The organism is Alkalihalobacillus sp. CinArs1, assembly GCF_947387515.1.
Lineage (GTDB): Bacteria > Bacillota > Bacilli > Bacillales > Guptibacillaceae > Guptibacillus.
This window is the reverse complement of record NZ_CANDOB010000002.1, coordinates 1086747-1112041: the sequence shown is the minus strand read 5'-3', so window position 1 is coordinate 1112041 and position 25295 is coordinate 1086747. Positions and strand designations below refer to the sequence as shown.

The window sequence follows — 25295 nt, the reverse complement described above, 5'->3', positions numbered from 1 at the left end:
CGTTCAGCAATTTGACCTACTTAATTGTAACGAGTACATCGCCTTCGTTTACAAAATCACCGATCGTTACTTTTACTTCTGCCACAGTTCCATCTTCAGTACCTTCAACAGGAATCTCCATCTTCATGGACTCCAACATTACAAGTTCTTGTCCAGACGTAACAGAGTCTCCCTCAGATACCATTACGTTTAAAACTGTACCTGCCATTGATGATTTAATTTCGTTCATTGTTGTCATACCCCTTTTGTTAGTTATTTTTTGTGAGCTAGTTTTTTAGATAAGTATGATGTTGTGTAGTGACCATTTTGAAAATCAGATTCTTGCAGTAGATTCTCAAACAAAGGTCCATTATGCTTAATCCCTTTAAGTTGGAATTTGCTAAAAAATGTTCTAGCAATCTCCAAAGCTTCCTTACGATTCTCGCCGCTCGCAATGATCTTTGCGATCATCGGATCATAAAAAGGTGATACCGTCGATCCACTTTCGTAGCCACTGTCAATTCTGATTCCATCTACTTCCGGAAATTCGAGCGACTCGATCTTACCTGGTGAAGGCATGAACGTGTTCGGATCTTCAGCATATAAACGGAACTCGATACTATGACCGCTTGGAGAAATCTCTTCTTGTGCTAGAGGTAAAGCTCTACCTTCAGCGATCAATAGCTGCCATTCAACAAGATCGACGCCGTTTGTTTCTTCCGTTATCGGATGTTCAACTTGTAATCTCGTATTCATCTCAAGGAAATAGAAGTTCTCTTCTCCGTCCATGACAAACTCGACTGTACCCGCATTCGTATAGTTAACTTGTTTAGCCGCATTGACCGCCGCTTCTCCGATCTTATTACGCGTTTCAGGTGATATAAATGGAGAAGGCGTTTCCTCAACAACTTTTTGGTTCCTTCTTTGAATCGAGCAATCTCTTTCATAAAGATGTACGATGTTTCCGTGGTGATCACCAACGATTTGGACTTCGATGTGACGTGCTTCATCGATAAACTTCTCTACAAACATCGCACCGTTGCCGAAATAAGCCTTGGCACGATTCTGACTCGAGGAGAATGCTTTTTCTAAGTCACCGTCATTCTCACACCGCTGCATCCCGATTCCACCGCCGCCAGCGGCAGCCTTAAGCATGACGGGATAGCCTACTTCATTCGCATAAGCGATTGCCTTTTCTGCGTCTTCGATTTCCGTGCTCCCAGGTACAACTGGTACACCTGCATCGATCATCGTTTTCCTTGCCGTGATCTTGTCACCCATCGCTTCCACAACGTCAGCTGATGGTCCAATGAACGTGATTCCTTTTTCCTCTATTCTTCTTGCGAATGAGGCATTTTCGGATAAAAATCCATACCCTGGGTGAATGGCATCTACTTTCTCTTCTTCAGCAACTCGAATAATTTCATCTTGATTTAAATATGACTTTACAGCTGGAGGATCTCCTATTTCATGCGCATGTGTCGCATTTCTTACATATGGCATATCCTTATCAGCACTAGAGTACACAGCGACCGTTTCGATTCCTAGCCTGCTGCATGTTCGAATAATGCGATCTGCAATTTCACCGCGATTTGCTATTAATATCTTTTTCACAATACCTCTCCCTTCCCAGCACAATATACAGGTTGAAAACCCTTACATTAATCATATCATTAATTCACCGTCACGTTTCAACAAATATTCAAATAATTCCTTTTATATTTTGTTTTTCGAAATGAAGAAAAGTTTCGTGTTTTCGGTTATAATTGAGGAAAGAACCTTTTCTTTTAGAAAAAGAGAGGAATTTGTAACTACGACGGAGGGGGCACCATGATGGTAGATTTAACAGTAAGACCACTTGTGATCAATTACAAAACTCTAGAAGAGTTCAAGAAATTTAAAGAGTATGGAATCCAAGAACTATCGATGATGGAAGACTTACAAGACAACATCATCGAAAATGATAGTGAATCACCGTTCTACGGCATCTATTTTGGCGACAAGCTAGTTGCTAGAATGAGCTTATATCGAATCGATGCGAAGTATGACAGATACTTCGATCCACCTCAAGATTACTTGGAGCTCTGGAAGCTAGAGGTACTCCCTCAATACCATGATCGGGATTATGGATCAACACTCGTAAATTTCGCAAAAACATTTAACCTACCAGTAAAAACAAACGCAAGACAAGGTTCTAGTCAGTTTTGGGAGAAGATGGGCTTTGAAGCCGTTACGTACAATCCAGAACGTGACCGCGGAGAGAACCCGTATGTTTGGTATCCTGAAGGTGTTACAGAGCAGGATGTATAAAAAATAGGAACAGCCCATCGTGGGCTGTTCCTATTTCTTTACTTTCTCTAGATTGCCATTAGAATCCATTTGAAACCGTATGTTCCCCTGATCCTCATCTTTAAAAACAACCATTTTCCTTGCTCTCTCCATAATCTCCAATAAAGATTGATAGTCCTCTTGAACTATGACATATTCTTTTTCGATTTGTAAGAGCTGTTGTTTTAGCTGTTCATTTTCCATTAATATCTCTTTATAAGATTCTTCTAACCCGCTCACACTAGTAATGCAAGACTTTGTTTGGACAAGGATTCTAATCGCTTCATCAATCATAGCAATGCTATCTTGATCATGATTCCCTTCTGATTCTTTTTTTGGCTCGTTGTAAAGACCACTTCTTTTCTGTTCCTTACGATGCTTTTTGGCAAGAACGATAGCAGATTCATATTGTTTCCGAATAAGCGAATTCCACCTGAAACCACAAGCTGCAGGCGTCCTTGATAGTTTCTTCCCTACTTCCTCAAACGCAGCAAGCTGTGTACTCGCTTCTCGGATATGCCTTAAGACGACTTCAGCTAGTAATACATCTTCATCCTTTGACCAAGCATCCTGACGAATGGGTACCAAACGCAATCCCCCCTAAAATAAACTTTTTACAGTCATCTTATGCGTCTGATAGAAGTAGTAGAATTTTAGAAGCTATAATTTTTCAGATTTCTTAGAAAGCGCTATCTTTTATTTAGAAATTTTTCTACTGCGAGGTGATGTTCTTCAGACTCCCATAGAGTGGCGCATGCAAGAATTTCCTTTTCGATCCGGCTTGTGATAGAGTTTCGATCCAATGAGTTTAACCAATGCTGTTTATACGTTTCCAATATTTGCGAGGAATGAGGTAAGAGATTTTCAATCACTCCTTGAGCTTCCACTTTCCAATTCTCTTCTTTCAGTATGTAAGTTAGAAAACCTAGCTCCTTGGCTTCTTCAGGTGAGTACCGTTTTCCACTCATCAACATTTCCATAGCGACAGTTGAATTCAATCTTTCCATCGCATATACGGATCCACCCCAGCCAGTCGTTATTCCGATCGATCCTTGTATAAACCCAATCGTGACACCGCTACGAGCAATGCGATAATCACACGCAACCGCTAGTTCACACCCTCCACCTACTGCATGACCATTCAACAGTGCAACAGTTGGCTTCTTACAGAAAAACAACGCTTCAAGAACGTCCCCCATCTTTCGCAGCATTGGGTACGCATCTTCTTTCGTACGAAGGGAGACAAATGAAGCGACATCTCCTCCACCACAAAATGCTCGATCTCCTGTACCTGTAATGACAATATATGAAACCGATTGGTCCGATTCAGCATCACGAATCGCATCTCTTAACTCGTCCATGACTTGATAATTGATTGCATTTCGTTGATTCGGTCGATTGATCGTTAGAACGGCTGCACGGTTAACTTTTTCAACTAATAGACTCAAAGTGTCACCCCTACTTCTAAAATAAGGTATAAAAAAAACAGAGAGATTTCTCTCTCTGTTTCAAACGTGTTATAAGCTTACTTGCTCACAACGTTTTCACCTTTGTAATTTCCACACTCTTTACATACACGGTGAGAAAGTTTGAATTCGCCACAGTTAGGGCATTTCACCATTCCTGGTACTTCAAGTTTATAATGAGTACGACGCTTGTTTTTACGTGTTTTAGAAGTTCTTCTAGCTGGTACTGCCATCGTTTCCACCTCCTTAAAAAGTTAAATAATCTCTTGAAAGTTGTCCGGTCTATTTATCGTTCTTTTCATTAAAGAGATCAGCTAAACCGGCCAAACGAGGATCGATCTTCTCTTCCGTTTCCTCGTGTGTTACAACTTCCCATCCTTTGCCGGATTTGTTTTGCATTTCATCGGATTCCGAACTATGTTTTACAACACGAATAGGAATCTCCAAAAGTATATTTTCCTTAATATACGGAACTAAGTCAACCGTATTTCCCGAAACTTGATGAATTTCTTCATCATCTTCTTCGTAATCCATCCCAGATGTGTTCGGTTCGAGCACGAACGTTTCTAATGGATGAAGTACGAAAGGGAAATCAACATCTTCGAGCGTATTCGCACATGGTAGTACCATCTTGCCTTTTAGGGTAAGATGAAAGGTAACTTTATTACCGTGAAACGAAGTCTCGCCGGTAACGTGCACGGGCGTAATTTCTCGAATCTGTGTTTCTTCATTCTTAAGTTCCTCTACATTAACTAACTCGTCAATTGTAAGTCCTTTCTGTTTGAAGGACTTCAACTGATCTACTGACCATTTCATCTGTCTATCACCTCAAGGCAACAAAAGTATTATAGCTACAAAATAAGCAAATGTCAATATTTTTTCTTTACACCACTTTGTGAGAATCCAAATCTGGTATAATGTTTATCATACCAGAGAAAAAACCTTGAGTTCAACTCTTACATATGGACCGCCTTTCCACTAATAGATGAAAGGAGCTTTATGATGAAAACAGCTGGCGTTATTGTTGAGTACAATCCCTTCCATAATGGCCACCTCTACCATTTGGAAGAAACGAAGAAAACAACGGGTGCCGACATCGTCATTGCAGTGATGAGTGGGTCGTTTCTTCAAAGAGGTGAACCTGCACTAGTTGATAAATGGAGTAGAACGAAGATGGCACTAGAGAACGGAATCGATCTTGTGATCGAACTTCCCTATGTATACTCTACCCAAAAAGCGGAAGTTTTCGCAAAAGGTGCCGTTTCTCTGTTAACCGCAATCGGAGTAGATGAACTATGCTTTGGAAGCGAAGCTGGGCTTATTCAAGACTTTGAGAAAACGATGTCCTTCATAAAAGAAAACGACAAAGACTACAATGAAAAAATCCAGCTGTTCATGAGCGAAGGAAATAGCTACCCAAAAGCAGCTTCGCTTGCTTTTCAATCATTAAAAGACCATGAGACAGTTCTAGACTTATCATTACCAAATAATATCCTTGGCTATCAATACGTGAAAGCGATCGACGAGCAAAAGTCGCATATACAAGCTCAGACCATCTTACGAACAAAAGCAGGTTACCATGAAGAGTCGTTTACAGATAAAAAGATCGCGAGTGCTACTGCTATACGAAAAGAGCTACTATCTGAAGATCTGGGACCCCAAAATGTTAAAGCTTTTGTCCCTGAACCTACATATCATGAACTGAATCGGTTCTATCGATCGCATAACAAGTATCATGGCTGGCACCGACTTTATCCATTTCTTCGATACAAACTCTTAACGAGCTCACAGAAAGACCTTAAGAAGATTTACGAAGCTGAGGAAGGCCTTGAGAACCGCCTTGTTTCTGCAGCGAAGGCATCTGCAGATTTTATGTCGTTCATGGAAGCCGTTAAAACAAAACGCTACACGTGGACTCGACTACAGCGATTTGCACTACATATTTTAACGAATACCGTTAAGGACGACATGAAGCCTGCTCTGCACACAGATGCACCCTACCTTAGGTTGCTCGGGATGTCTAGTGCTGGTCGCATGTATTTAAATAAAGTGAAGTCATCACTAACGATTCCGTTAGTTGCAAACATCAACCAATTCAATCATCCTTTTTTAGATATTGAAAAAAAGGTGAGCGAAGTGTACGCGCTAGGTTTCGATGGAAGTGATCAAGAAGCGTTCCTAAAAAAAGAATTTACCTCATCACCTATAATGATCTAGATCACGCTCACATAAGAAGCAAAAAAACCTGTCGAGAATTTCCTTTTCTCGACAGGTTTTTATACGATTTCAAAATTACTTCTTTTCTAGTTGTTTTAAATAATCAGAAGCATCCTTAAATGTTTCAACAGGTACGATCTTCATCTTTGTTTTAATATCCTCTGCTGCTTCTAACGCATCTTCATAATTTGAATGTGCCACAGGTGCGAAGAATATATCGGCTCCTGAACCATCAGCCGCAACCACCTTTTGCTTTATGCCCCCGATCGGGCCTACTTCTCCATCTTCTGTAATCGTCCCTGTTCCAGCGATTTTATGTCCTTTTGTCCAATCTGTTTCTGTAAGTTGGTTATAGATTTCAAGCGAGAACATCAGTCCAGCAGATGGACCTCCAATTTGATCTGTGTTAATGTCGATCGTTGGGTCCGTTTTAATCGTTTTCGCTGTGACGGGGCCTGTGATTCCTATCCCCACTTTTCCATCCTCGGTATTAAATCGTTCAGGAAATGTATCAAACCCTACTTCGACATCACGCTCTTCTTCATCACGTTTGAATGTGATGACGACGGTATCAGATTCGCTGTATTCCGAAAGCATATCTAAAAGTTGTTTCGTCTTTTCTATCTTCTCACCATCTACACCTGTAATGAGGTCTCCAGGCTCTAGCTTTCCATCAGCCGGCATCCCTTCAACGACACCTGTTACGAGAACACCTTGATTGTTGATCGTGATTGAACGATCCGCTGCTTGATACGCTACGATCGTTGCGTTCGTTTGAGAACCAGCCATCACTTCAAGCTGACGTTCATGATATTCCTCATCTGACTCGCCTTCACGCTTGATCATATCTTCAGAGATCAATTCATGATACTGGTTGAACTGTGCCCAGATGTACTGAATGATATTGGCTTCTCCAACCCGTACAGTCGTGAGCATAAACTCCCCTTCATCAGCAGAGCCTCCGTCCACTTTGATCACGTCATCGAGCTCTCTTGCTTCCCCAGGTGTAGTGACATAGTACGGCAAATCAATAAACGTAAACGCTGCGACCAAAATGATGATCACAGCCCATACGATGCTAAATCTCTTGGTAGTCCGGTTCATTTATTTTTCTCCTTCCACTCTTCCACCGCGGCATGATAAGCATCGAGGTGGCGAAAAGCTTCTTCCTCTCCAATTTTTATGATGTCCTGTAAATTCGTGAACGACCGTGAATGAAACGATTCAAGTCGTGGTTTAATCATCACATCCGCGTTGATCTCGTGAAGTCGTACCATTTCGTTTTGCATGATGTCGATGCTCTGCATGATCACATCAAAGATCGAGGTGACGTCCGATTCCTTTTTCACATCGGAAACGTCTACTGCAATAACGAGATCTGCTCCCATCTCTCTTGCCACTGAAACAGGAACACGGTCAATGACACCACCATCAACAAGCAATCGATCTCCAATTTTTTCAGGTGTGAAAATTCCTGGGATCGCGATACTTGCACGAACGGCATCAGCAATTGATCCAGTCCGATAGACAACCTTCTCCCCTTTAATTAAGTCCGTTGTTACGACAGCGAGAGGAGGATCTAGATCTTCAAGCTGTTTACCATGCGTAAGTGTTCGAATTAAATTCTTCACTTTGTTCCCAGTAATAAATCCCATTTTTGGCACGGTAAAATCGAGATAGTATTTGCGTTTGAAAAGGGATGCCATCTTCACCATCGTCTCTACCTTATGGCCAGATCCATAGATAGCCCCAACGAGTGATCCCATACTGCTTCCTGCGATATAGTCAATTGGAACACCTTGTTCAACAAGTACTTTTATAACACCTAAATGTGCAAAGCCTCTTGCTCCTCCTGAGCCTAGAGCTAACCCAACCTTAGGACGGTCCATCATGAGATCCTCCCGTCTATACCTGCTTAATCATATGGTCTAATTGTTCCACAAATACGTATATTTTAACTAGCGGACATGTTTTCTTACACATTCATACATACAATACTGTCTCGATGGCCAGTACTGGGGGGATGCTTTAGTGAACACACAAGTGCTTAAAACAATAGTTCTCGCTTCTTCGATGACCATCATTGCACTTTCGATCATCCTCCTGCCGGAACATACGCTCAACGCTTCGAAAAGCGGTCTTTCCATGTGGTGGAACATTGTCTTTCCTTCATTATTACCCTTTTTCATCATATCTGAACTACTGATAGGGATCGGAGTCGTACGGTTTATCGGCGTATTATTAGAGCCATTGATGCGTCCTCTCTTTCGCGTCCCAGGTTCAGGTGCTTTTGTGTGGGCAATGGGGATTGCTTCAGGATTTCCGGCCGGAGCGAAATATACAGCCCACCTTAGACACAATAATGACATTACAGCGATCGAAGGAGAAAGACTCGTTTCGTTTACGAATTGTTCGAACCCATTGTTTATCTTTGCAGCTGTAGCTGTTGGTTTCTTCCATAATCCATCGCTCGGAATTCTACTAGCAGCTGCACATTACATCGGAAATATCCTTGTCGGACTCGTCATGCGTTTCCATAGATCAGAGGATCGATTCACGAAAAGCTATGAACGTTCCCCTTTAGGAAGGCTCCCGAGAGCATTTAAAGCGTTACATGAAACTCGCTTATACGACGACAGACCATTTGGAAAAATGATGGGAGACGCCGTTCATTCATCGATCAAAACATTATTGATGGTAGGTGGGTTCATCATATTATTTTCTGTGATCAATGAACTGCTAAGCGTCATCGGATTTACTTCATTGGTTGCAAGCATTGTGAACGTTATTCTGATAACCCTACACATATCTCCAACCCTTGCTACTCCGCTTTTATCAGGTTTATTTGAGATAACGCTTGGCAGTAGGTTGATTAGCGAAAGTAATGCTCACTTAATGCAGCAAACGATGGTCGCGAGTTTTGTTCTTGCCTTCAATGGCTTCTCTGTTCAAGCCCAGGTCGCTAGTATTCTTGCAGATACTGACATTCGCTTCAAACCGTTTTTCTTTGCTAGGTTACTGCACGGCGTATTTGCGATGGGGCTGACCCTTTTACTCTGGAAGCCAATCTACATAGACTGGTTATCAGAAGGCACTAAAACATTGCCGGTTTTTCACACAGAAAACTCAAGCTCAATCATCGATATACTATACGTTTTTTTCGAACGAACGGGTTCATGGCTCACATTGTTTGCTCTCATTACCTTTGTCATCTTATCCATTCGCCGTATGAGAATTCAAATACAGTAATATACTCCTTCAGTAGAAAAAAGCCCCGTTATTCTAACGGGGATCCTGCATATTTTTCTCTTAACGCATCCTGAACGATCTCAGGTACAAGATCGGATACAGGTGCATGGTATTTTGCTATCTCTTTTACGATGCTCGAACTCAAGAAGGAATATTGATTGTTCGTCATCATAAAGAATGTTTCGATCTCGTCTTCTAGCTTTCGATTGATTGAAGCGATCTTCATTTCATATTCAAAATCAGATACGGCACGCAGACCACGAAGGATTGTAGAAGCACCAACTTGTTTTGCATAATCGATCAATAAGCCTTGATACGAATCAACTGTTACATTCTCGATATCTTTTGTTACTTCCTTAATCAATTCTACCCGCTCTTCTACAGAAAACAAAGTTGATTTACTTTGATTGTTAAGAACGACGACTTTGATATTGTCAAAAACTCTTGCACCTCTTTTGATGATATCAAGGTGTCCAAACGTAACGGGGTCAAAACTACCTGGACATACTGCGATCTTACCCATGACTATTCCTCCCTCTCAACATCCGACTGGTTATATGTATAGATTGAAATGGTTGTTTTTCCACTGTATGTTTCTTTTCTAGTAAGCGTTAAATCTGCAAGTTCTTCAGGAAGATCTACTTCTTTAAGATGCTCAACAACAATCGTCGCATTCTCTTCAAGTAGCCCATAAGACGATAACTTATCAAGGTCTTCCACGATCTTCTCCTTATGATATGGAGGATCTAGCAATACGAGGGAGAACGTTACTTCTCTCTTCAAAAGTGCTTTCAAAGCTCTTTTTGAATCGTTACGAAACACTTCAGCTGATTCTGTAAATCCTGTTTGATCAAGGTTCCACTTGATCGTTTCGATCGCTTTACTGTCACGATCAACGAAGATGCATTTTTCTACTCCTCGGCTCAAGGCTTCAATTCCTAAAGCCCCACTTCCACCATATAGATCGAGCGCAAGTCCACCTTCAAAAAAAGGACCCACCATATTGTAGATGGCTTCTCTTACTTTATCAGTTGTAGGTCTAGTATTCATACCTGGAACGGGCTTTATGTGCCTACCTTTACATGTTCCTGCTATAATTCTCATCTCGTTCACAACCTTATCGTTTCCATATTCCTACCTATCCTACCATAAAAAAAGTGAAAGCTAAAATTAATGTATAAACGCATAGTGGATGGCGATACTAACTATAGCAGCATCTTACCAGGTTAATGATGCTGTCAACCGCGGAGAAGACTTACGTTTCCCCATAAGTTCTTCCTCCGGTTTCTCCTCTCCCATTTGCCTTAACCATTAGGTTTAAGGCACCCGCAGGAATGATTTCCTGCGGGTATTTTTGTGTCACCCCGGATCTAAATCTAGCGGTAAATCGATCGCTTGGATCCCATCCCAATCGTGATGAATCCATTCACCAAACTCATCTTTTGTTAAATTCGTATTTTGAATCACATACTCTTCTACTTCTGATAACGACGAGTTTGATAAAAAGTCAGCTTCTGCACTCGTTATCACACCATGAATGACCAGAGCTGCTAAAATATCAGCAATGATGATTCCTTGGATGAGGTTTTTATCGATGGTTTCTTCTTTAGCGTTTCTACCTTTCCAGTACAAATAGAGCAGTATCCCTATTACAGTCGCAAAGAGCAGAATCGATCCCATGGAAAAACCTCCTTTCTTCTCATTTTAATGGAAACGCTTCATCCTTTCCATCATTTAAATTTCATGCTACATTATGAGAGGATTTCTAAGACATGGAAAGGAGCAACAAACATGATACAACGTTTCATAGAACTTGGAGAAGGTTATTCTGATATTTATGAGTTAGTTGAACTTGCAAGAACAAATTCCCACAGAGTTCACCGTCTTTTGTTACTACATACAACGAAACATGAGCGAAAGGTCGTCTCTCCCGTCGTCGTATTAAAGTCTGCAGGAGAAGGAAATCTACAGCCTCTTTATATATGTCGTGAAGGCATACCTGCCAAAGAGCCCTCTGTTCAACGCCTTAAGATGTTTGAAGAACTTAGCGAAGAACTCTCACTCCCGATCGTCCCTCTTGAGGTGAAGCCATCGGATGAGTTTAACGAAGTGGAGATCTACTATAATCACATTATCGGAATTCTTCGCATGAACAATCTCATTCCTCCTATGCAGTAAAAAAGCAGAAACCTGAAGAGGTTTCTGCTCAGCATGTCGAGGAACCTATTTTATTATTCGGTGCTCCCGATACAGTAGTCTATGACGATCGCATGCTTTCCGCGGACGAACGTCCAAGCCCGAGGTGAAAACCACACCCCGGTCTCGGCCGCCCGCCCCGCGGAAAGCGAGCATCCTGGAGCGGAAATCCCCACTTTAAAAAGTGAATGTAGTTATTAAAAAAGCAGAAACCATAAAAGGTTTCTGCTTTTTATGAAGGAACTTCATTCGTTTGATAGACGGTTTGCTTTCGGTTTAAGATCGGTAGTACTCTACGCTTCACATAGACCACGCTTATTAATAATATGATCCCAGCAAATATAAAGAGCCCTCTCGTACCAAAACCAGCAACGATCCACCCACCTGTAATCGGACCAAGAAGGTTACCAAGATAAATGGCACTATTTGAAAAGCTGTACGTTCGGCTCTCCATCCCAGCAGGTGATAACCGTTTTACAAGAGAGTTGACCGATGGCAATAGCCCTCCAATGCAAAGACCTAAAAGGAATCTCAACGCGATCAATTGCCATAGTTCTTGCACGAATGCCTGTGGAATCGAGAAGATCGCTGCACCGATGAGCGAATAATAAAGTACATATTGCGATCCTTTCTTATCTCCGATCTTTCCAAGCTTTGGAGAAGCTACCATGTTTGCGATACCCATGACAGATGTTGCGATCCCAGCAAACAAAGCAACGTTCTCACCTGAAGCGAGCTTTTGAACAAACAATGGAATCAACGGATTCATGCCGAGTAGAGCAAATTGCACGAGAAACCCTACGATGAATAATGAGAGCATCGGAGAGTGAATCGTAACTCTCTTAAAATCTTTTATCGCATTACTTCTTTCAACTTTCGCTTCAGGATCTGGTTTGGTCTCTTCCTTAACAAGGAACAATACAACTACAGCGGCAAGTAGGATACATATTCCTGTTAAGTTAAAGATCATTCTGAACCCAAACGCTTCTGCCATAAGTCCACCAAAAAGCGGGCCGCATATTGCACCTGCAACTGCACCTGAATTAAGTGTACCAAGAGCATAACCAACGTGTTGTTTTGGTGTGTTCGTAGCGACTAACGCGATCGATGCAGGAATAAATCCTGAAACAACACCATTTAGTAATCGTAATCCAAGCAATTCAAAGGGACCTGTGGCAAACCCGGTCAAAATAATGACGACAGCCATACCGAATCCTGAACGAAGCACCATAAGCTTTCGTCCGTGTCGATCTGCCACACGTCCCCAGAATGGGGAAAATAAAAAAGCAGTTAAAAAGTTAGCACCGAAGATGACACCTGACCATATGCTAATTTGCTTCTCACCTTCAACTCCAAGTTCTTGGAGATAAAGAGGAAGAAAAGGCATAATCATCGTCATAGCGCCAAGGACTAGGAATTGACAAATGAACAATATCCAAACGTTTCGTTTCCAGTTATTCATGGTTACACATCCTTTGACTTGACCATTATAAACTTCGACACCCGAAACAATCAATACATCTGCATTTTTTCAAAATAAAAAAGTCACCCAGAGGATGACTTTCTACAGACCCATTTTATAATCGTATTGTTTTGCCTTATCAGGCTTTGCATTTTGATATTCGGTGCGTACTTCAGGTCGTTTAGAAGGTTCAACACGCTTGACGAAGTGAAGAGATTGCAACCGCTCCTTCGTGCTTTCGAGCTGATCGTAGTTTATGTATAGCACGACATACTTCTGTTTTGAAGAAACGTAGTGAACATTTCCAAACCTTCTTAACTGCTTCGCGTGCTTTAGCGATTGAATATACACTGCTAAGCCAACTCGTTCTACAAACATAACGTGCTTCCCCTTTGCTTATAAATTCTTGTTATAAATCTAGCATGGATGAGTTCCATCCGCAAGATTGGACATTTTGATGCTAGGTTGGATACTCTATCACTATAGAAAGGATGCGATCATGTGAACCTTAATGAAACATGGAATTCATTTTTAGATCTCTTATCGAATGAAGAAAGTATCACGTACGTTTATAAAGCAACCATCACAGGCATACCTTTCCTTTATATTACAACAAACCATTCTGTGAGCAAAGGTACGATTGAAGAATCGATCAAACTATTAGCTGCAAAGGTTATGCGTGGTAAACGACTTCAGATGGAATATTCGTTCGTACGTAGTGATGACACCTTACTCGTCTATCGGGTTCGCTTTCTCGTTCCTCAAGAAAAGATGTTTTGCTGTGGGAACTTGTGCCCTGACTGTATTCGATTTAGAAATTGAAAAACCAGAGCAAATGCTCTGGTCAGCCGCAACCGCAGCTACCGCCTGAACCGCAGCCGCCGCCACATGATTGATTATCGAAGAAAGGATTCCCTGATGGTACTTTAATGGAAGGAGACACCTCACCAGCTAGTAGCGTACACACTTCGACGAGTAAGTTCTCAAGGTTTGTTTCTGCTTTCTTAAACTCAGCAACCGTATCATGAAGATCCATGTCCCGCTTTGCTTCTCTAACCTTCACAGTAATCGTCATATAATCTGGATGATATCTACCGAAACGCTGAACTTCGTCGTAAAGTTCCTTCATCTCAGAAAAATGCTTGATCAAGCGCTGTGCCTCTCTATCTTTTTGAAGTGCTCTACGAGCTTCATTATACTCATGAGCAACTTCTGAATCTTTTATCGATAAGCCAAGGTCTTCTGCCTTGTCTAAAATCATTACACTATCAAGAGTAGCAATCATCATTACACCTCCGCTTTCATTCTACCACCTATGTGAAGCACATGACCAGTGTTGTCATACAAATCCCTTCAAATTTTCCTAAAATTAGGTATTGACTTAACCTGTATTAAAATCTATAATTTTCTAGATTTATGTTTTTTCATCTTAGAAAGGAAGATAAAGAACAAGTGAACCTTCTTACATTTAACCCTTTCCGCACGTTAGGGATCCCAGGAGTTTCTTATATTAAACCAGATCATATGTTTAAAAGAATTCAAGACATCAGGGCTTCAGATGTTTTGCTTTTTCCTGAAAACTGGCAAGTCAACTCTCTCGTCTATGGATTACAAAAGAACATTTTCCCTTCCATTCAATCCATCCAACTAGGCTTTGATAAAATAGAAATGACTAGAGCTTTTTGGTCACTTTCACAAGACCTTACACCATATACAGAAATCAGAGGTCGTTCTAAGGAATCGATACAACTCATATTAGATACGTTTCCTTTTCCATTCGTTGCGAAAGAAGCTCGTAGCTCGATGGGGAAAGGTGTATTTTTAATACAAAATGAAAAAGACTTTCTCACTTACTGTGAAAAAAATGAAGTATTATATGTTCAGGAATATTTACCGATCGAAAAAGACTTAAGAGTGGTTTATGTAGGAGATTCAGTCATATCCGCTTATTGGCGGATAGGGGATAATTCATTTCATAATAATGTTGCTCAAGGAGGAAAACTTTCTTTCCATAGCATCCCATCTGAAGCGATCGAACTTGTAGAGAAAACAGCTAAAGCGCTAGGAATCAATCATGCTGGATTCGACTTAGTTCAGGCGAATGGTAAGTTTTATTTCTTAGAATTCAACTGTTTATTTGGAAACCATGCACTCAACCAGCAGGGGATTCGAGTAGAGAACTTTATTTATGATTATGTGAAGAGTCAATTCAATCCGGTTGTCCCACCAACAAACCCGTTCAAACAAATATCTTAACAATCATAAGCCTCTTTACGAGGCTTATTTTATTGTTACTTTCAGTTCTTTCAAAGACAAGTAACGCCCTCCATCAGGTCTCATGATGTCTAATCTCAGCATGTGTTTCCCTTCTGGTAAGCCCTGTACGATAAATGCTGCTTTATGTTCCGTTTGATATTTCTTTCCGTTCAAATACACGTCAATATAACCTTTATGCTCACTAGTCTCTTTCCGATCATCAAACGTAAAATTAGGGATCAAGCATTCTACAAATACATTTGAACCTTTCACTTTATGATGCACCACAACCGTTTCCGACTCTTGGTGGTTTTGAGAAGGTTGTTGATACGACTGACCGAAACCAACGACTGGTATACAGCAAAGTACCATTAGTACTATAAAAAGTCCATGTTTCCCATAGTGCACAACAAAATTCAATCGAAACACACTCCTTTGTTTAGAGTGTGCCCAAGTTTAGGCTTTTCATGATAATAAAAAAAACGACCCTACTGATTTTGCTGGGTCATTAAGGCTAACATCGTGTTAACCATATTTAATTGGTTTTGAAACCGATCTACTTTTTGTGGAAACGTTTGACCAAAAAATTGTTTTGAAGCAACCTCACATTCTTTTAACGCATACGGTTCTCTACTAAGTCTGCGATACCAAACTGGCTGATTGCGGATGAAAAAAAGCAGATCGGGTCTTGTCGACAGATATGCTTGCACTTCTTCACGCATGTACGCTCCTCCTAATCATGGCGGAATGGAAACGGAGATTGGTGATGAATGTACGGCGGTGGCTTAGGCTTTGATTGAAATTGAGAAAGGACTTCCTGTATCGAATAGACAGCACCGCTAAATTGCTCGATATTCCTCTGTACCTCATCAAATTTCAGCCCTTTGATCATATTGAGAACATTTCCAATCGTACCTTCAGTTTTTGATGTAGCCTTTTCCTCAGACACGGTTTTTTCATCGCTTTCTGTATCTAGCCACATCTCGTCGTCTTCACCAAATAATGCCCATTCCTCAAAAAGATCCTGTAATGTTTTCTCACCACTTTTAACCTTTTTAATGACGTGAGGATGCGTTTTGACGAACGATTTAAATTCCTGAACTTTTGGGTTTGGCAGCTTTTTTGCTTCAGGCATATTCGTCCCCTCCCTTTCTTACACGACCTTACTACATCATAATTAGACTTTTCATAAATGTGCGCCTATTTTATTGGTCAGTTGCTCTATTATTGATAAGATAAATAAGTACTTCATATCAAAATAGGAAGGGATGCCGAATGGACAAATTAGATCAACAACTTCAATCACAAATAAATGCGATGATTCAGCATTCTGATAAAGAATCAAAAGAAGCTTTGCTCTCTTTATTAGAAGATGTTCAACGAAAGCATGAAGGTCGATACAAAACATATTTGGCTGCTTTTATGGGAATCAGCAGTCGATTGATCGATGAGGATACATATGAAAGCATCATTCCTAACCGAAAACTCGTTCATAATCCGCTCAACATTACACATGGAGGAATAACGGCTTCTCTTATGGATATTGCTATGGGGTCTTTAGTGCATCAATCTCTGCCACCAGAACAAGCAGCAGTAACATCAGAGATGAAAATTCATTTCCTGTCTAGTGGAACAGGAAATGAACTCAGATGCCAAGCACATGCTATTTTCAAAAGTGATACGAGGTGGGTAGTGAAGGCGAATGTTTATAAAGGCGACCAAAAGATCGTTGCGATGGCCACCGGTACTTTCATCATCGTCTCTAAAAAGGCTTGATGAAGTTTTGGGTATAGTACTCCCTGAATACGCCGACACCTATTTCTGTGAACTCTTTATTTAACAGGGCTTCTCGGTGCCCCTTACTATTTAACCATCCGATCATCGCTGCACCTGCGTCAGGATAGCGAGCAGCGATATTTTCTCCTGCATAGCTATAGAGAACATCTCCTTTTTTGAGTCGATCTGATAATTCACCTTTCGAAGGTGATGTGTGAGAAAAATAACCGTTGTCATGCATGTCCTTACTATGACCTAATGCGACTGTCGAAACATCATCATTGTATGCGAGTGATGCTACCTCGAACTGATGACGAATGACGTTGGTCATAGCATACACTTGCTTTTCTCTCGCATCCTGTACTTGTACCCACTGTTCTTCTGATAGATCAGCAGCTTCTAACAGCTGCCCTCTATAAGATACAGCGTACGGCCTTTGAACAGCTAACACTTGTGGGTTCGCGAGTCTTACAGCTACAAGTTTTCCATTAAACTTATCAAAATAATATTGAGCGTACAGCTCATCGTTGATTTTTATTAGGGGTTTTAATGATTGTTCTTCACTCGTTAATTGAAAGCGATAGACGCTTCCCTTTACGTTCATTGAAACTTCCTCTGTAGGAGAACGGTCTGTAAATACCGTCTCTTTCTGCTCACCCATTGGATAATGTTCTCCTGCTTGAATATCTCCCATAAAAAAGACCGTTACGACCTTCTCTTCTTGTATACCTACTTGAAGGTAAGCTGCATTCGATTGTTCATAAATCCACCAATCATATCCATAAGAGCTAGGGTCAATTCGATCCGGCTCTCCAAGCTCTTGTTTAAGGGAGGACACACCTTCACCCATCCACGTTTCGACCCCTTTAAGCTCGATGGGCTCTTCGTTTACAGGTTTATCAGGCACTGTTTCTTCTAAAACAAATTTTTCTTCGGTAATAAATTGATCAACTTTTGGAAGAACACGATCCCATTCAATCTTATTGTAAGCATCAATCGTGACCACAACTAAAACGATCAATAATACGATGCGAACACCATTTTTTATCATCGTACCGCCTCCAATTTATTGTAATCATTATGCCTCAAACGGTACCTCTTCCGCAATCTTATTGATTTGTGGTCGTCTGAAATATAAAAGAAGAGCCATTTAGGCTCTTCTTATGTTATGCGTTTATATGTTCTTTCAGATTAAAGTATGATACTAGTCCGACAAACTTTTCTTCTTCTACGATTGGAAGTTCAGTTAGACGATGTTCGTTCATAATTCTAGCTGCTTCTTCCGGCTTCATATTAGGAGATAGTGTCATCGGAGGATTCTCCATCACATCTTCAACCTTAGATCCAGGCTCTCCACTCACTGCGATCGCACGATCAGTCACGATTCCAACTAAACGACTGCTCTCATCGACGACAGGTACCATCGTAACGTGCTCGTCTTTCATAATTTTAGCTGCGTTACTCGTGCTATCTTCTTTCTTACAAGGTGTAACGTTTTTTGCAACCTCTGCAACTGAGACCATGCTTTTCTGTAAAGCAGCTCCAAGCTCATCTCGAAGCATATCGAGCTTCTTATAGCACGTGTTCAAAATGTTTTTAGGGAACTCTTCGTCGTACTCAACACCATGTGGATAGTAATGCTTTCCAAGATAAGGCTTACCAAGCTTAATGACAGCATGTGCAGACTCTACTTCGCCCTCGATCGCAACGCCAGGTACTCTTAGATAGTAAACATCACCATTTGTCATATCTTCAAATTTATAATCATATGTAACTCGCTCATAATCCCACTGTCCTGCTAGTACTAAATCGTTTTCATGCATGATGTGGTCCAATATAGAAAATTGAACAATTGTGGACTCAAGTCCTGTCTTATCAAATTTCATTAATGTTTGCCTCCTTTAATAGTTCGCAACCCTTCCACACTTAATAATAGTATAACGGACTGCGTGGTTGCAACGTTTACTTAGCTCTAAGCATTATACCAGATTATTTATTAGTCTCTCCACACTATTTAAACATTTAATACTTTTTTCAAAAATTTGATAGAAAATCGTGGTATTTTTCACCTTTCTGGTCACACTACCTATTGAAAGGAGATGAAACGATGAAGAGATATTTATCAGTTGCGATGTTCCTCGCACTCTTCTTAACTGCTGGAATCTTCACCCCGGATACAGCCTTTGGTCAAACTACATACACTGTAAAATCCGGAGATACGCTTTGGAAGATTTCTGTACGTTATCGAATCGGACTAAGTGAAATCATCAGCGCGAATCCTCAATTTGAAAACCCGGATTTGATTTACCCTGGAGACAGAGTAAACATCCCTACAGGTAACCCTTCGATCAATGAATCAAAGGACGTAGGACAACAGGTCATGGATTTAACGAACCAGGAGCGCTCCAAATACGGATTAGCTCCACTTAAGTGGGACTGGGAAGTTGCACGTGTAGCGAGGTATAAGTCTGCGGATATGAGAGACAAGAATTATTTTTCTCATACATCTCCGACTTATGGATCACCTTTTCAAATGTTGAAAAATTTCGGTGTTTCTTATCGTAGTGCTGGTGAAAATATCGCCGCTGGTCAATCCACACCACAAGAAGTTGTAACAGCCTGGATGAATAGTGAAGGGCACCGTAAAAACATTTTGAACAAGGGTTATACTCACATCGGAGTAGGTTATGTGTCCGGCGGATCTTACGGTCACTATTGGACACAAATGTTTATCTCGAAATAAATAAAACAAAACCCCCTCATCAGATACTAGCATCAATGCTCAGTATTTGTGAGGGGCTTTTTTATATTTCTTTATCATCTTCCATAATTAATGATGACACGACGATGTTGATGTCATTGACTTGAAAACCTGTCATCTGTTCTACTTCTTGTTTAATCCTTTCTTGAAGCGAAAAACAAACTAGAGGTATGCACTCACCAAACTTTATCCCTATTTCAACACTTAGCGAAAGTCCTTCATTTTCATCCGTCGTCTCGTCTGAATACGACTTACGCTTTCCTACGATTCGCCTCAACGTTCGCTTTACATTAGACTGAATTTGCTCAACACCATCTGTCTCAGCTACAACTACACCGATGATAACATCGATAACCGTTTCAGAAATAGACAGGGTTCCGTATACTCCAGGTTTCTTCATGATGAAAACTTCCCCCTTTTCGTAAGTCTCTTCTTAATTATATGTGGGTGATAAAACAAATTATGCTCTATGAAAATTCATCTCTCTTACTGGTAAACGATCCCCTTCCGTACTATAATAAAAGAAGATGGTAGGTCTAGAAAGGAGAACAAGATTGCCAAAGTTCCTCTCAAAACGCTTCTTATTAATCGTATTATTTATCGTAATCCTTGCATTGATTACATTCTGGATCTTGCCAGTATCGATTCCCTTAATACTAGCATTCATTACAGCACTTGCTTTAGATCCAGCCGTTCGTTTACTTAAGAAACGAACCAAATTAAAAAGGGCCCTCCCTGTTACGATCGTATTTACTCTCTTCGTAATAATGATTTCACTAATCAGTTACTTTTTAGTGACCAAAGTCGTTACTGAAGGCATTGATATTGTTGAAAATTCTCCCATGTACATACAAAACATTACTCAAATGTGGGAGAGCGTAGAAGCAAATATGTATAGCGTATCTAAGAATTTTCCGCCTGAATTTGTTCAGGAATTCACTTTTCAAATCGAACAATTTCTTGAAAATTTAAAAGTGAAAATTAGTAGTATCGATTACCTTAAAATCATTACAGTGTTTGTAACTGGCATCCCTAATTACCTAGTCAGTATTCTTGTTTATCTTATCGCGCTATTTTTATTCTTAATGGAACTACCTAAATTAAAAAAACAAGCTTATTCATACCTTTCCGAGCAGACAGCTGAAAAGGTTCAATTTATGACGGGTCGTTTGTCATATGTCATCTTTGGCTTTTTCAAAGCTCAATTTTTAGTAAGTATAATCATTTTTGTGGTCAGTTTAATCGGTCTATTGATGATCGCGCCAAAGGTAGCTCTGTTGATGGCATTCATCATTTGGGTGATCGATTTCATTCCAATAATCGGATCGATCGTTATTCTTGGTCCTTGGGCACTGTACTACTTTATATCAGGCGATATTACGATGGGTAGTCAATTAGCAATTCTCGCCATCGTTCTCCTCGTAATAAGACGTACAGTGGAACCTAAAGTAATGGGACAACACATCGGCTTGTCTCCATTATCCACTTTAATTTCGATGTATATCGGGCTTAAACTTTTAGGAATCATGGGCTTTATAATCGGGCCGATCATTCTCATCGCATTTAATTCAGCAAGAGAAGCTGGCTTGATAAAAATCAATTTTAAATTATAGAAACGCGCTTCGTTCGCGTTTCTTTTTTTGTATAAAAAGAAGCTGCTCATTAAATGAGCAGCTTCTTAGTATTACATTTACCAGATCATTCCCATAAGCGCTACAACACACGTACCTGCAACGAATACTCCAAAGAATATTCCCCATGCTGGGTATTGGTGCCCTTTGTGGCTTAAGTGCATGAACATATACAGCTGGAATACCAATTGGATTCCTGCAAGGATCATGATAAAGATAACCGTAAATGAATCTGAAATCGCATCACTTGCAACTGCAACAAATGCAAGCATCGTGATGAAAATCATCATGATGAAAGAGACGATTTGCTGTTTAAATTCCTTTTCATGTGCAATCTTATGGTGAATATCAAGGTGACTCTGATCGTGTTCTGAAACGTGTTCAGTGCTCTCATGAGTACTCATTGAGTTAACCCACCTTTCCCATTAAGTAAACGACTGTAAAGATAAAGATCCACACAACGTCGATAAAGTGCCAATACAATGCGAAGAGATAAAACTTAGGTGCAGTGTATAGGTCCATTCCACGACGCATATTACGGAAGATCAAAAGAGCAATCCATATGATACCAGCAGTAACGTGGGCTCCGTGAGTTCCTACTAATGTATAGAACGCAGATCCCCAAGCACTACTTTGCATAGTGTGCCCATACTCGTGTACATAGTGGTTAAATTCATAAATTTCAAGACCTAGGAACGCTAAGCCAAGTAAAGCAGTTACGACAAACCAACCAATCATACGCTTAAAATGATTTGTTTTCAATGCCATCGTAGCAAATACGGACGTTAAACTACTCGTTAGAAGTAGCATTGTGGCAATAAAAACGAGCGGAAGTTCAAATAGTTCATTTGATGTTACTCCACCGTTTGTTGCATTCCTTAGTCCTAAGTATACCCCAAAAAGCGAGGCGAAAAGCACAGTTTCGCCTCCAAGGAAAAACCAGAAGCCAAGAAATTTGTTTTTACCATCAAGTGTCGCCCGTTCTGGATTGGCAGGCAATTTGCTCATTTCTTCAGCTCTCATTTGCCTTTCCCCCCTTCAGCAGGCAGATCTTCTTTGTGAATATGATATCCATGGTAATCGATGACGGAACGTATAACCATACCAACAACCGTAAGTACAAGTCCACCGATCGCAATCACCCACATGGAATAGATTGCAGCTAAACCTGCGATGAACAATCCAAGTGACATGATGAATGGAAGTATCGATGCATCAGGCATATGAATATCATCTAGTGGTTCTGCAGGAACCATTCCTTTATTTCCAGCACGCTTTTCAAGCCACCAAGCGTCAAGACCGCGAATCAATGGTGTTTGAGCAAAGTTGTATTCAGGAGCTGGAGAAGAAATAGCCCACTCTAGCGTTCTTCCATCCCATGGATCGTTTCCTGCTTTTTTACCTTTAATAGCAGTTTGGATGATATTCCAAACCATTATAATCGTTGCAATACCCATCAAAAATGCTCCGATGGACGCCGCGAAGTTTGCTTCATCAAGACTTTGTCCTGATAAGTATGTGTAAACACGACGTGGCATACCCATTAGACCTAAGAAGTGCATTGGGAAGAATGTTAAATGGAATCCGATAAAGAATAACCAGAAATGAAGCTTTCCTAGGAATTCATTCAACATTGTTCCGAAGATCTTCGGCCACCAGTAGTAGAATCCAGCAAATAGACCAAAGACTACGCCCCCTACGATTACGTAGTGGAAGTGAGCAACTACAAAGTAGCTATCATGATACTGGTAGTCAGCAGGTGGAACACTCAACATTACCCCTGTCATACCACCGAGTACGAATGAAGGAATAAATCCAACTGCGAATAGGTTTGCTGTTGGGAAGCTTACTTTTCCTCCCCACATCGTGAACAACCAGTTAAAGATCTTAACACCGGTTGGAACTGCGATTAACATCGTAGCAACCGCAAAGATTGAGTTAGCGATCGGCCCAAGTCCTACCGTGAACATGTGGTGAACCCAAACCATGAATCCTAAGAAACCGATCAATGCTGTCGCAAATACCATCGCGGAATAACCGAAAAGACGTTTACGAGCAAAAGTAGCAATAATTTCAGAGAACATACCGAATACCGGTAGTACTAGAATATAAACTTCTGGGTGTCCGAAGATCCAGAAAAGATGTTCATAAATAATCGGGTTACCGCCTGCTTCAGCCGCGAAGAACTGAGTACCAAACAAACGATCGAACATAAGAAGAGCAAGACCGATTGTAAGTGCAGGGAAAGCAAATAGAATAAGACCAGAAGTAATAAAGCTTGACCATGTAAATAGCGGCATACGCATAAATGTCATTCCTGGCGCACGCATGTTGATGATGGTTACAAGGAAGTTGATACCACCGATCAATGTACCGATACCAGAAATCTGTAGTCCTAATACATAGAAGTCTACTCCATTACCAGGACTCGTTGTTGACAATGGGGCATATCCTGTCCAACCCGCGTCAGGAGCGCCACCCATAAACCAACCAAGGTTAAGTAGAATTCCTCCGGCAGAAAACAGCCAAAAACCAAGTGAGTTTACGAATGGAAACGCAACATCCCTCGCCCCGATTTGGAGTGGAATGATCGCATTCATAAACCCGAAGATCAGCGGCATGGCCGCCAAGAAAATCATTGTTGTACCGTGCATCGTAAGAAGCTGATTAAATGTTGCAGCGCCTACGAAGTCAAATTCAGGATAAAGCAACTGCACCCTTAATAGGATTGCTTCTAGACCACCGAGGAGAAAGAAGAATGCCCCGGAAACGAGATAGAGAATCCCGATTTTTTTGTGGTCAACGGTAGTAAGCCAATCCCAAATAGGATTTTTCTTTTTATAAGCATGTGCTGACACGAATTAAACCTCCTTATTTCCGTTGACTATTCTTCAACCTTTAAACCATTGAGATATGCAACAAGTGCGTCGAGTTCTTCATCATTCAGCTGATCGCCAAATGCTGGCATATTGTTACCAGGCTTGTACTCGCCAGGTTCAGCAATCCACGCCTTGATGTTCTCGTCTGTATGTTCAAGAATACCCGCGACCATTTCGCGATCGCCAAAGTTTGTTAAGCTTGGTCCAGTGTTACCACCTTCACCACCGACTGCGTGACAGCCGATACAGCTATTTGCAAATAGTTCTTCACCTTGTTGAGCTTGATCAGTAGCAGCTTGAGATGAAGCGTTCTGCATTTTCTCTGCCCAAGCATCAAAGTCTTCTCTTTCTTGAGCGATAACTTTAAAGTCCATCAACGCATGTGATGGTCCACATAGCTCAGCACACTTTCCATAATATGTACCTGGTTCGTTAGCATTGAGCCACATTTTGTTCACAGTAGCTGTGTTCGTATCCATTTTACCTCCGAGTGTCGGTACCCAGAACGAATGGAGAACGTCTTTGGAAGCGAGTTCAAAATAGACTCTTTCACCAGTAGGCATGTATAGATCTTGTGATGTTTTGATTTCAAGATCAGGATACTCGAATTCCCACCAGTATTGGTGTGCTGTAACTTTGATGACAAGTGCATCTTCAGGAGGGTTATCCGTTCCTTCATCTAATGCAAACGTAGCCATAACTGTTGGAACAGCAAGGATTAAAAGTAAAATAATTGGGACAGTTGTCCATAAAATTTCAAGAACTACATTACCTTCTGTTTGCTCTGGAATCTCATTGTCATCTTCACCACGTCTTCTGAAGCGTAAAAGCACAATCGTATAAATAAGTGCTACTACAACGAAAACCCCAATCATGATGTAAAGACTCAACATCATGAGATTAAATTGCATTTCCGCCCCTTCCCCTTTAGGAAGCAAAGCAGTTAGTTGCTCATTACCGCAACCAGTAAGCGTTAACGCAATTACCGATAAGAGTGGTAAAAAACGCCAAACATTTTTCCAACGTTTCATTTGCACCTTAAACCTCACTTTCTTAATAGCTTTTACTCAAATTGAATTATAGGAAGGCGAGGCG

33 protein-coding genes and 1 pseudogene are annotated in these 25295 nt (G+C 40.9%); 9 read left to right on the top strand and 25 right to left on the bottom strand.

Annotation, left to right across the window (positions count from 1 at the left end; all coding sequences use genetic code 11):
- Nucleotides 1-16: 16 nt before the first annotated feature.
- Both PFZ69_RS14490 and PFZ69_RS14485 read right to left on the bottom strand, forming a co-directional pair.
- On the bottom strand, nucleotides 17-229 hold the full coding sequence (locus PFZ69_RS14490; RefSeq protein WP_270181774.1) for a biotin/lipoyl-binding carrier protein: 213 nt from the start codon (nucleotides 227-229) through the stop codon (nucleotides 17-19).
- A gap of 23 nt (nucleotides 230-252) precedes the next feature.
- The gene (locus PFZ69_RS14485) at nucleotides 253-1593 is read right to left on the bottom strand and encodes an acetyl-CoA carboxylase biotin carboxylase subunit (protein WP_270181773.1); all 1341 of its coding nucleotides are present in this window, start codon (nucleotides 1591-1593) and stop codon (nucleotides 253-255) included.
- A gap of 219 nt (nucleotides 1594-1812) precedes the next feature.
- On the opposite strand from PFZ69_RS14485, the gene PFZ69_RS14480 reads away from it, so the two are divergent.
- Nucleotides 1813-2289, top strand: coding sequence for an N-acetyltransferase (locus PFZ69_RS14480; protein WP_270182057.1), 477 nt, complete (start codon nucleotides 1813-1815; stop codon nucleotides 2287-2289).
- A gap of 30 nt (nucleotides 2290-2319) precedes the next feature.
- Here PFZ69_RS14480 and PFZ69_RS14475 read toward each other — a convergent pair whose 3' ends face one another.
- From PFZ69_RS14475 to PFZ69_RS14460, 4 genes are all read right to left on the bottom strand, one after another.
- Complete coding sequence (locus PFZ69_RS14475; RefSeq protein ID WP_270181772.1) at nucleotides 2320-2895, bottom strand: RsfA family transcriptional regulator; 576 nt, start codon at nucleotides 2893-2895, stop codon at nucleotides 2320-2322.
- Between the two features lie 101 nt (nucleotides 2896-2996).
- On the bottom strand, nucleotides 2997-3755 hold the full coding sequence (locus PFZ69_RS14470; protein ID WP_270181771.1) for an enoyl-CoA hydratase/isomerase family protein: 759 nt from the start codon (nucleotides 3753-3755) through the stop codon (nucleotides 2997-2999).
- Between the two features lie 77 nt (nucleotides 3756-3832).
- Complete coding sequence (gene rpmF / locus PFZ69_RS14465; RefSeq protein ID WP_048309912.1) at nucleotides 3833-4006, bottom strand: 50S ribosomal protein L32; 174 nt, start codon at nucleotides 4004-4006, stop codon at nucleotides 3833-3835.
- 49 nt (nucleotides 4007-4055) lie between these two features.
- Nucleotides 4056-4589, bottom strand: coding sequence for a YceD family protein (locus tag PFZ69_RS14460; protein ID WP_270181770.1), 534 nt, complete (start codon nucleotides 4587-4589; stop codon nucleotides 4056-4058).
- Nucleotides 4590-4772: 183 nt separating this feature from the next.
- Here PFZ69_RS14460 and PFZ69_RS14455 point away from each other — a divergent pair, with 183 nt between their 5' ends.
- Nucleotides 4773-5990 carry a nucleotidyltransferase gene (locus PFZ69_RS14455; protein WP_270181769.1) on the top strand — a complete coding sequence of 406 codons (1218 nt, stop codon included), beginning with the start codon at nucleotides 4773-4775 and terminating at the stop codon, nucleotides 5988-5990.
- 75 nt (nucleotides 5991-6065) lie between these two features.
- Here the strand turns inward: PFZ69_RS14455 and PFZ69_RS14450 are convergent, their stop codons facing one another.
- Together PFZ69_RS14450 and PFZ69_RS14445 are read right to left on the bottom strand one after the other, a co-directional pair.
- Entirely contained in the window at nucleotides 6066-7094 is a 1029-nt protein-coding gene (locus PFZ69_RS14450) for a SepM family pheromone-processing serine protease (RefSeq protein ID WP_270181768.1), read from the bottom strand.
- Nucleotides 7091-7879 carry a patatin-like phospholipase family protein gene (locus tag PFZ69_RS14445; RefSeq protein WP_270182056.1) on the bottom strand — a complete coding sequence of 263 codons (789 nt, stop codon included), beginning with the start codon at nucleotides 7877-7879 and terminating at the stop codon, nucleotides 7091-7093. Before PFZ69_RS14445 ends, PFZ69_RS14450 begins: the two co-directional genes overlap by 4 nt.
- Before the next feature lie 142 nt (nucleotides 7880-8021).
- On the opposite strand from PFZ69_RS14445, the gene ylbJ reads away from it, so the two are divergent.
- A complete protein-coding gene (gene ylbJ / locus PFZ69_RS14440; RefSeq protein ID WP_270181767.1) occupies nucleotides 8022-9239 on the top strand; it encodes a sporulation integral membrane protein YlbJ in 1218 nt (405 codons plus the stop codon).
- Nucleotides 9240-9267: 28 nt separating this feature from the next.
- On the opposite strand, the gene coaD is transcribed toward ylbJ, so the two are convergent.
- The 3 genes from coaD to PFZ69_RS14425 all read right to left on the bottom strand — a co-directional run bounded on the left by coaD (nucleotide 9268) and on the right by PFZ69_RS14425 (nucleotide 10919).
- On the bottom strand, nucleotides 9268-9762 hold the full coding sequence (gene coaD, locus PFZ69_RS14435; RefSeq protein ID WP_270181766.1) for a pantetheine-phosphate adenylyltransferase: 495 nt from the start codon (nucleotides 9760-9762) through the stop codon (nucleotides 9268-9270).
- Between the two features lie 2 nt (nucleotides 9763-9764).
- Nucleotides 9765-10343 carry a 16S rRNA (guanine(966)-N(2))-methyltransferase RsmD gene (gene rsmD, locus PFZ69_RS14430; RefSeq protein WP_270181765.1) on the bottom strand — a complete coding sequence of 193 codons (579 nt, stop codon included), beginning with the start codon at nucleotides 10341-10343 and terminating at the stop codon, nucleotides 9765-9767.
- Between the two features lie 255 nt (nucleotides 10344-10598).
- Nucleotides 10599-10919 carry a hypothetical protein gene (locus PFZ69_RS14425; RefSeq protein ID WP_270181764.1) on the bottom strand — a complete coding sequence of 107 codons (321 nt, stop codon included), beginning with the start codon at nucleotides 10917-10919 and terminating at the stop codon, nucleotides 10599-10601.
- Between the two features lie 111 nt (nucleotides 10920-11030).
- On the opposite strand from PFZ69_RS14425, the gene PFZ69_RS14420 reads away from it, so the two are divergent.
- Complete coding sequence (locus tag PFZ69_RS14420; protein ID WP_270181763.1) at nucleotides 11031-11417, top strand: DUF7147 family protein; 387 nt, start codon at nucleotides 11031-11033, stop codon at nucleotides 11415-11417.
- Nucleotides 11418-11667: 250 nt separating this feature from the next.
- Here PFZ69_RS14420 and PFZ69_RS14415 read toward each other — a convergent pair whose 3' ends face one another.
- Together PFZ69_RS14415 and PFZ69_RS14410 are read right to left on the bottom strand one after the other, a co-directional pair.
- Nucleotides 11668-12897: an MFS transporter gene (locus tag PFZ69_RS14415; protein WP_270181762.1), complete on the bottom strand. Its 1230-nt coding sequence runs from the start codon at nucleotides 12895-12897 to the stop codon at nucleotides 11668-11670.
- Nucleotides 12898-12999: 102 nt separating this feature from the next.
- A complete protein-coding gene (locus PFZ69_RS14410) occupies nucleotides 13000-13275 on the bottom strand; it encodes a YlbG family protein (RefSeq protein ID WP_224881816.1) in 276 nt (91 codons plus the stop codon).
- Nucleotides 13276-13398: 123 nt separating this feature from the next.
- Between PFZ69_RS14410 and PFZ69_RS14405 the strand changes: the two genes are divergently transcribed.
- The gene (locus PFZ69_RS14405) at nucleotides 13399-13719 is read left to right on the top strand and encodes a hypothetical protein (RefSeq protein ID WP_270181761.1); all 321 of its coding nucleotides are present in this window, start codon (nucleotides 13399-13401) and stop codon (nucleotides 13717-13719) included.
- Between the two features lie 22 nt (nucleotides 13720-13741).
- Here the strand turns inward: PFZ69_RS14405 and PFZ69_RS14400 are convergent, their stop codons facing one another.
- Complete coding sequence (locus PFZ69_RS14400; protein ID WP_270181760.1) at nucleotides 13742-14185, bottom strand: YlbF family regulator; 444 nt, start codon at nucleotides 14183-14185, stop codon at nucleotides 13742-13744.
- 164 nt (nucleotides 14186-14349) lie between these two features.
- Between PFZ69_RS14400 and PFZ69_RS14395 the strand changes: the two genes are divergently transcribed.
- Complete coding sequence (locus PFZ69_RS14395; RefSeq protein ID WP_270181759.1) at nucleotides 14350-15153, top strand: ATP-grasp domain-containing protein; 804 nt, start codon at nucleotides 14350-14352, stop codon at nucleotides 15151-15153.
- Nucleotides 15154-15177: 24 nt separating this feature from the next.
- On the opposite strand, the gene PFZ69_RS14390 is transcribed toward PFZ69_RS14395, so the two are convergent.
- The 3 genes from PFZ69_RS14390 to ylbD all read right to left on the bottom strand — a co-directional run bounded on the left by PFZ69_RS14390 (nucleotide 15178) and on the right by ylbD (nucleotide 16288).
- Nucleotides 15178-15573 (bottom strand): hypothetical protein, encoded by a 396-nt coding sequence (locus PFZ69_RS14390; protein ID WP_270181758.1) that lies wholly within the window; start codon nucleotides 15571-15573, stop codon nucleotides 15178-15180.
- Between the two features lie 68 nt (nucleotides 15574-15641).
- On the bottom strand, nucleotides 15642-15875 hold the full coding sequence (locus tag PFZ69_RS14385) for a YlbE-like family protein (RefSeq protein WP_270181757.1): 234 nt from the start codon (nucleotides 15873-15875) through the stop codon (nucleotides 15642-15644).
- Between the two features lie 11 nt (nucleotides 15876-15886).
- On the bottom strand, nucleotides 15887-16288 hold the full coding sequence (gene ylbD / locus PFZ69_RS14380) for a spore coat protein YlbD (protein ID WP_270181756.1): 402 nt from the start codon (nucleotides 16286-16288) through the stop codon (nucleotides 15887-15889).
- Between the two features lie 140 nt (nucleotides 16289-16428).
- Between ylbD and PFZ69_RS14375 the strand changes: the two genes are divergently transcribed.
- The gene (locus PFZ69_RS14375; RefSeq protein ID WP_270181755.1) at nucleotides 16429-16929 is read left to right on the top strand and encodes a PaaI family thioesterase; all 501 of its coding nucleotides are present in this window, start codon (nucleotides 16429-16431) and stop codon (nucleotides 16927-16929) included.
- On the opposite strand, the gene PFZ69_RS14370 is transcribed toward PFZ69_RS14375, so the two are convergent.
- The 3 genes and pseudogenes from PFZ69_RS14370 to PFZ69_RS14360 form a co-directional block, all read right to left on the bottom strand.
- Complete coding sequence (locus PFZ69_RS14370) at nucleotides 16916-17980, bottom strand: CAP domain-containing protein (RefSeq protein ID WP_270181754.1); 1065 nt, start codon at nucleotides 17978-17980, stop codon at nucleotides 16916-16918. The two genes, PFZ69_RS14375 and PFZ69_RS14370, sit on opposite strands and share 14 nt — an antisense overlap.
- A gap of 115 nt (nucleotides 17981-18095) precedes the next feature.
- Nucleotides 18096-18452, bottom strand: coding sequence for a CBS domain-containing protein (locus PFZ69_RS14365; protein WP_270182055.1), 357 nt, complete (start codon nucleotides 18450-18452; stop codon nucleotides 18096-18098).
- Between the two features lie 21 nt (nucleotides 18453-18473).
- Nucleotides 18474-18815: pseudogene (locus tag PFZ69_RS14360) on the bottom strand (YugN family protein); the annotation flags it as partial.
- A gap of 221 nt (nucleotides 18816-19036) precedes the next feature.
- On the opposite strand from PFZ69_RS14360, the gene safA reads away from it, so the two are divergent.
- Nucleotides 19037-19672, top strand: a complete 636-nt coding sequence (safA, locus tag PFZ69_RS14355) for a SafA/ExsA family spore coat assembly protein (protein WP_270181753.1) — start codon at nucleotides 19037-19039, stop codon at nucleotides 19670-19672.
- 61 nt (nucleotides 19673-19733) lie between these two features.
- On the opposite strand, the gene PFZ69_RS14350 is transcribed toward safA, so the two are convergent.
- A complete protein-coding gene (locus PFZ69_RS14350; RefSeq protein WP_270181752.1) occupies nucleotides 19734-20090 on the bottom strand; it encodes an Asp23/Gls24 family envelope stress response protein in 357 nt (118 codons plus the stop codon).
- A gap of 154 nt (nucleotides 20091-20244) precedes the next feature.
- Between PFZ69_RS14350 and ytvI the strand changes: the two genes are divergently transcribed.
- A complete protein-coding gene (ytvI, locus tag PFZ69_RS14345) occupies nucleotides 20245-21303 on the top strand; it encodes a sporulation integral membrane protein YtvI (RefSeq protein ID WP_270181751.1) in 1059 nt (352 codons plus the stop codon).
- 77 nt (nucleotides 21304-21380) lie between these two features.
- Here ytvI and PFZ69_RS14340 read toward each other — a convergent pair whose 3' ends face one another.
- Genes PFZ69_RS14340 through coxB form a run of 4 tightly spaced genes read right to left on the bottom strand, consistent with a single transcriptional unit; the run spans nucleotide 21381 to nucleotide 25231 of the window.
- Nucleotides 21381-21725: a cytochrome C oxidase subunit IV family protein gene (locus tag PFZ69_RS14340; protein WP_270181750.1), complete on the bottom strand. Its 345-nt coding sequence runs from the start codon at nucleotides 21723-21725 to the stop codon at nucleotides 21381-21383.
- 4 nt (nucleotides 21726-21729) lie between these two features.
- Entirely contained in the window at nucleotides 21730-22344 is a 615-nt protein-coding gene (locus PFZ69_RS14335) for a cytochrome c oxidase subunit 3 (RefSeq protein WP_270181749.1), read from the bottom strand.
- On the bottom strand, nucleotides 22341-24179 hold the full coding sequence (gene ctaD, locus PFZ69_RS14330) for a cytochrome c oxidase subunit I (protein ID WP_270181748.1): 1839 nt from the start codon (nucleotides 24177-24179) through the stop codon (nucleotides 22341-22343). The genes PFZ69_RS14335 and ctaD overlap by 4 nt, the downstream gene beginning before the upstream one ends.
- A 26-nt stretch (nucleotides 24180-24205) precedes the next feature.
- Nucleotides 24206-25231, bottom strand: coding sequence for a cytochrome c oxidase subunit II (gene coxB / locus PFZ69_RS14325; RefSeq protein ID WP_270181747.1), 1026 nt, complete (start codon nucleotides 25229-25231; stop codon nucleotides 24206-24208).
- Nucleotides 25232-25295 lie beyond the last annotated feature (64 nt).

Bases quoted from the DNA above. Each gene is read 5' to 3' on its own strand.
- PFZ69_RS14490 (WP_270181774.1), bottom strand. From the start codon at position 229: ATGAACGAAATTAAATCATCAATGGCAGGTACAGTTTTAAACGTAATG.
- PFZ69_RS14480 (WP_270182057.1), top strand. From the start codon at position 1,813: ATGGTAGATTTAACAGTAAGACCACTTGTGATCAATTACAAAACTCTA.
- rpmF (WP_048309912.1), bottom strand. From the start codon at position 4,006: ATGGCAGTACCAGCTAGAAGAACTTCTAAAACACGTAAAAACAAGCGT.
- PFZ69_RS14460 (WP_270181770.1), bottom strand. From the start codon at position 4,589: ATGAAATGGTCAGTAGATCAGTTGAAGTCCTTCAAACAGAAAGGACTT.
- PFZ69_RS14455 (WP_270181769.1), top strand. From the start codon at position 4,773: ATGATGAAAACAGCTGGCGTTATTGTTGAGTACAATCCCTTCCATAAT.
- PFZ69_RS14450 (WP_270181768.1), bottom strand. From the start codon at position 7,094: ATGAACCGGACTACCAAGAGATTTAGCATCGTATGGGCTGTGATCATC.
- PFZ69_RS14445 (WP_270182056.1), bottom strand. From the start codon at position 7,879: ATGGACCGTCCTAAGGTTGGGTTAGCTCTAGGCTCAGGAGGAGCAAGA.
- coaD (WP_270181766.1), bottom strand. From the start codon at position 9,762: ATGGGTAAGATCGCAGTATGTCCAGGTAGTTTTGACCCCGTTACGTTT.
- rsmD (WP_270181765.1), bottom strand. From the start codon at position 10,343: ATGAGAATTATAGCAGGAACATGTAAAGGTAGGCACATAAAGCCCGTT.
- PFZ69_RS14425 (WP_270181764.1), bottom strand. From the start codon at position 10,919: ATGGGATCGATTCTGCTCTTTGCGACTGTAATAGGGATACTGCTCTAT.
- PFZ69_RS14420 (WP_270181763.1), top strand. From the start codon at position 11,031: ATGATACAACGTTTCATAGAACTTGGAGAAGGTTATTCTGATATTTAT.
- PFZ69_RS14415 (WP_270181762.1), bottom strand. From the start codon at position 12,897: ATGAATAACTGGAAACGAAACGTTTGGATATTGTTCATTTGTCAATTC.
- PFZ69_RS14410 (WP_224881816.1), bottom strand. From the start codon at position 13,275: ATGTTTGTAGAACGAGTTGGCTTAGCAGTGTATATTCAATCGCTAAAG.
- PFZ69_RS14400 (WP_270181760.1), bottom strand. From the start codon at position 14,185: ATGATGATTGCTACTCTTGATAGTGTAATGATTTTAGACAAGGCAGAA.
- PFZ69_RS14385 (WP_270181757.1), bottom strand. From the start codon at position 15,875: ATGCGTGAAGAAGTGCAAGCATATCTGTCGACAAGACCCGATCTGCTT.
- ylbD (WP_270181756.1), bottom strand. From the start codon at position 16,288: ATGCCTGAAGCAAAAAAGCTGCCAAACCCAAAAGTTCAGGAATTTAAA.
- PFZ69_RS14375 (WP_270181755.1), top strand. From the start codon at position 16,429: ATGGACAAATTAGATCAACAACTTCAATCACAAATAAATGCGATGATT.
- PFZ69_RS14370 (WP_270181754.1), bottom strand. From the start codon at position 17,980: ATGATAAAAAATGGTGTTCGCATCGTATTATTGATCGTTTTAGTTGTG.
- PFZ69_RS14365 (WP_270182055.1), bottom strand. From the start codon at position 18,452: ATGGTCTCAGTTGCAGAGGTTGCAAAAAACGTTACACCTTGTAAGAAA.
- safA (WP_270181753.1), top strand. From the start codon at position 19,037: ATGAAGAGATATTTATCAGTTGCGATGTTCCTCGCACTCTTCTTAACT.
- PFZ69_RS14350 (WP_270181752.1), bottom strand. From the start codon at position 20,090: ATGAAGAAACCTGGAGTATACGGAACCCTGTCTATTTCTGAAACGGTT.
- PFZ69_RS14340 (WP_270181750.1), bottom strand. From the start codon at position 21,725: ATGAGTACTCATGAGAGCACTGAACACGTTTCAGAACACGATCAGAGT.
- PFZ69_RS14335 (WP_270181749.1), bottom strand. From the start codon at position 22,344: ATGAGAGCTGAAGAAATGAGCAAATTGCCTGCCAATCCAGAACGGGCG.
- coxB (WP_270181747.1), bottom strand. From the start codon at position 25,231: ATGAAACGTTGGAAAAATGTTTGGCGTTTTTTACCACTCTTATCGGTA.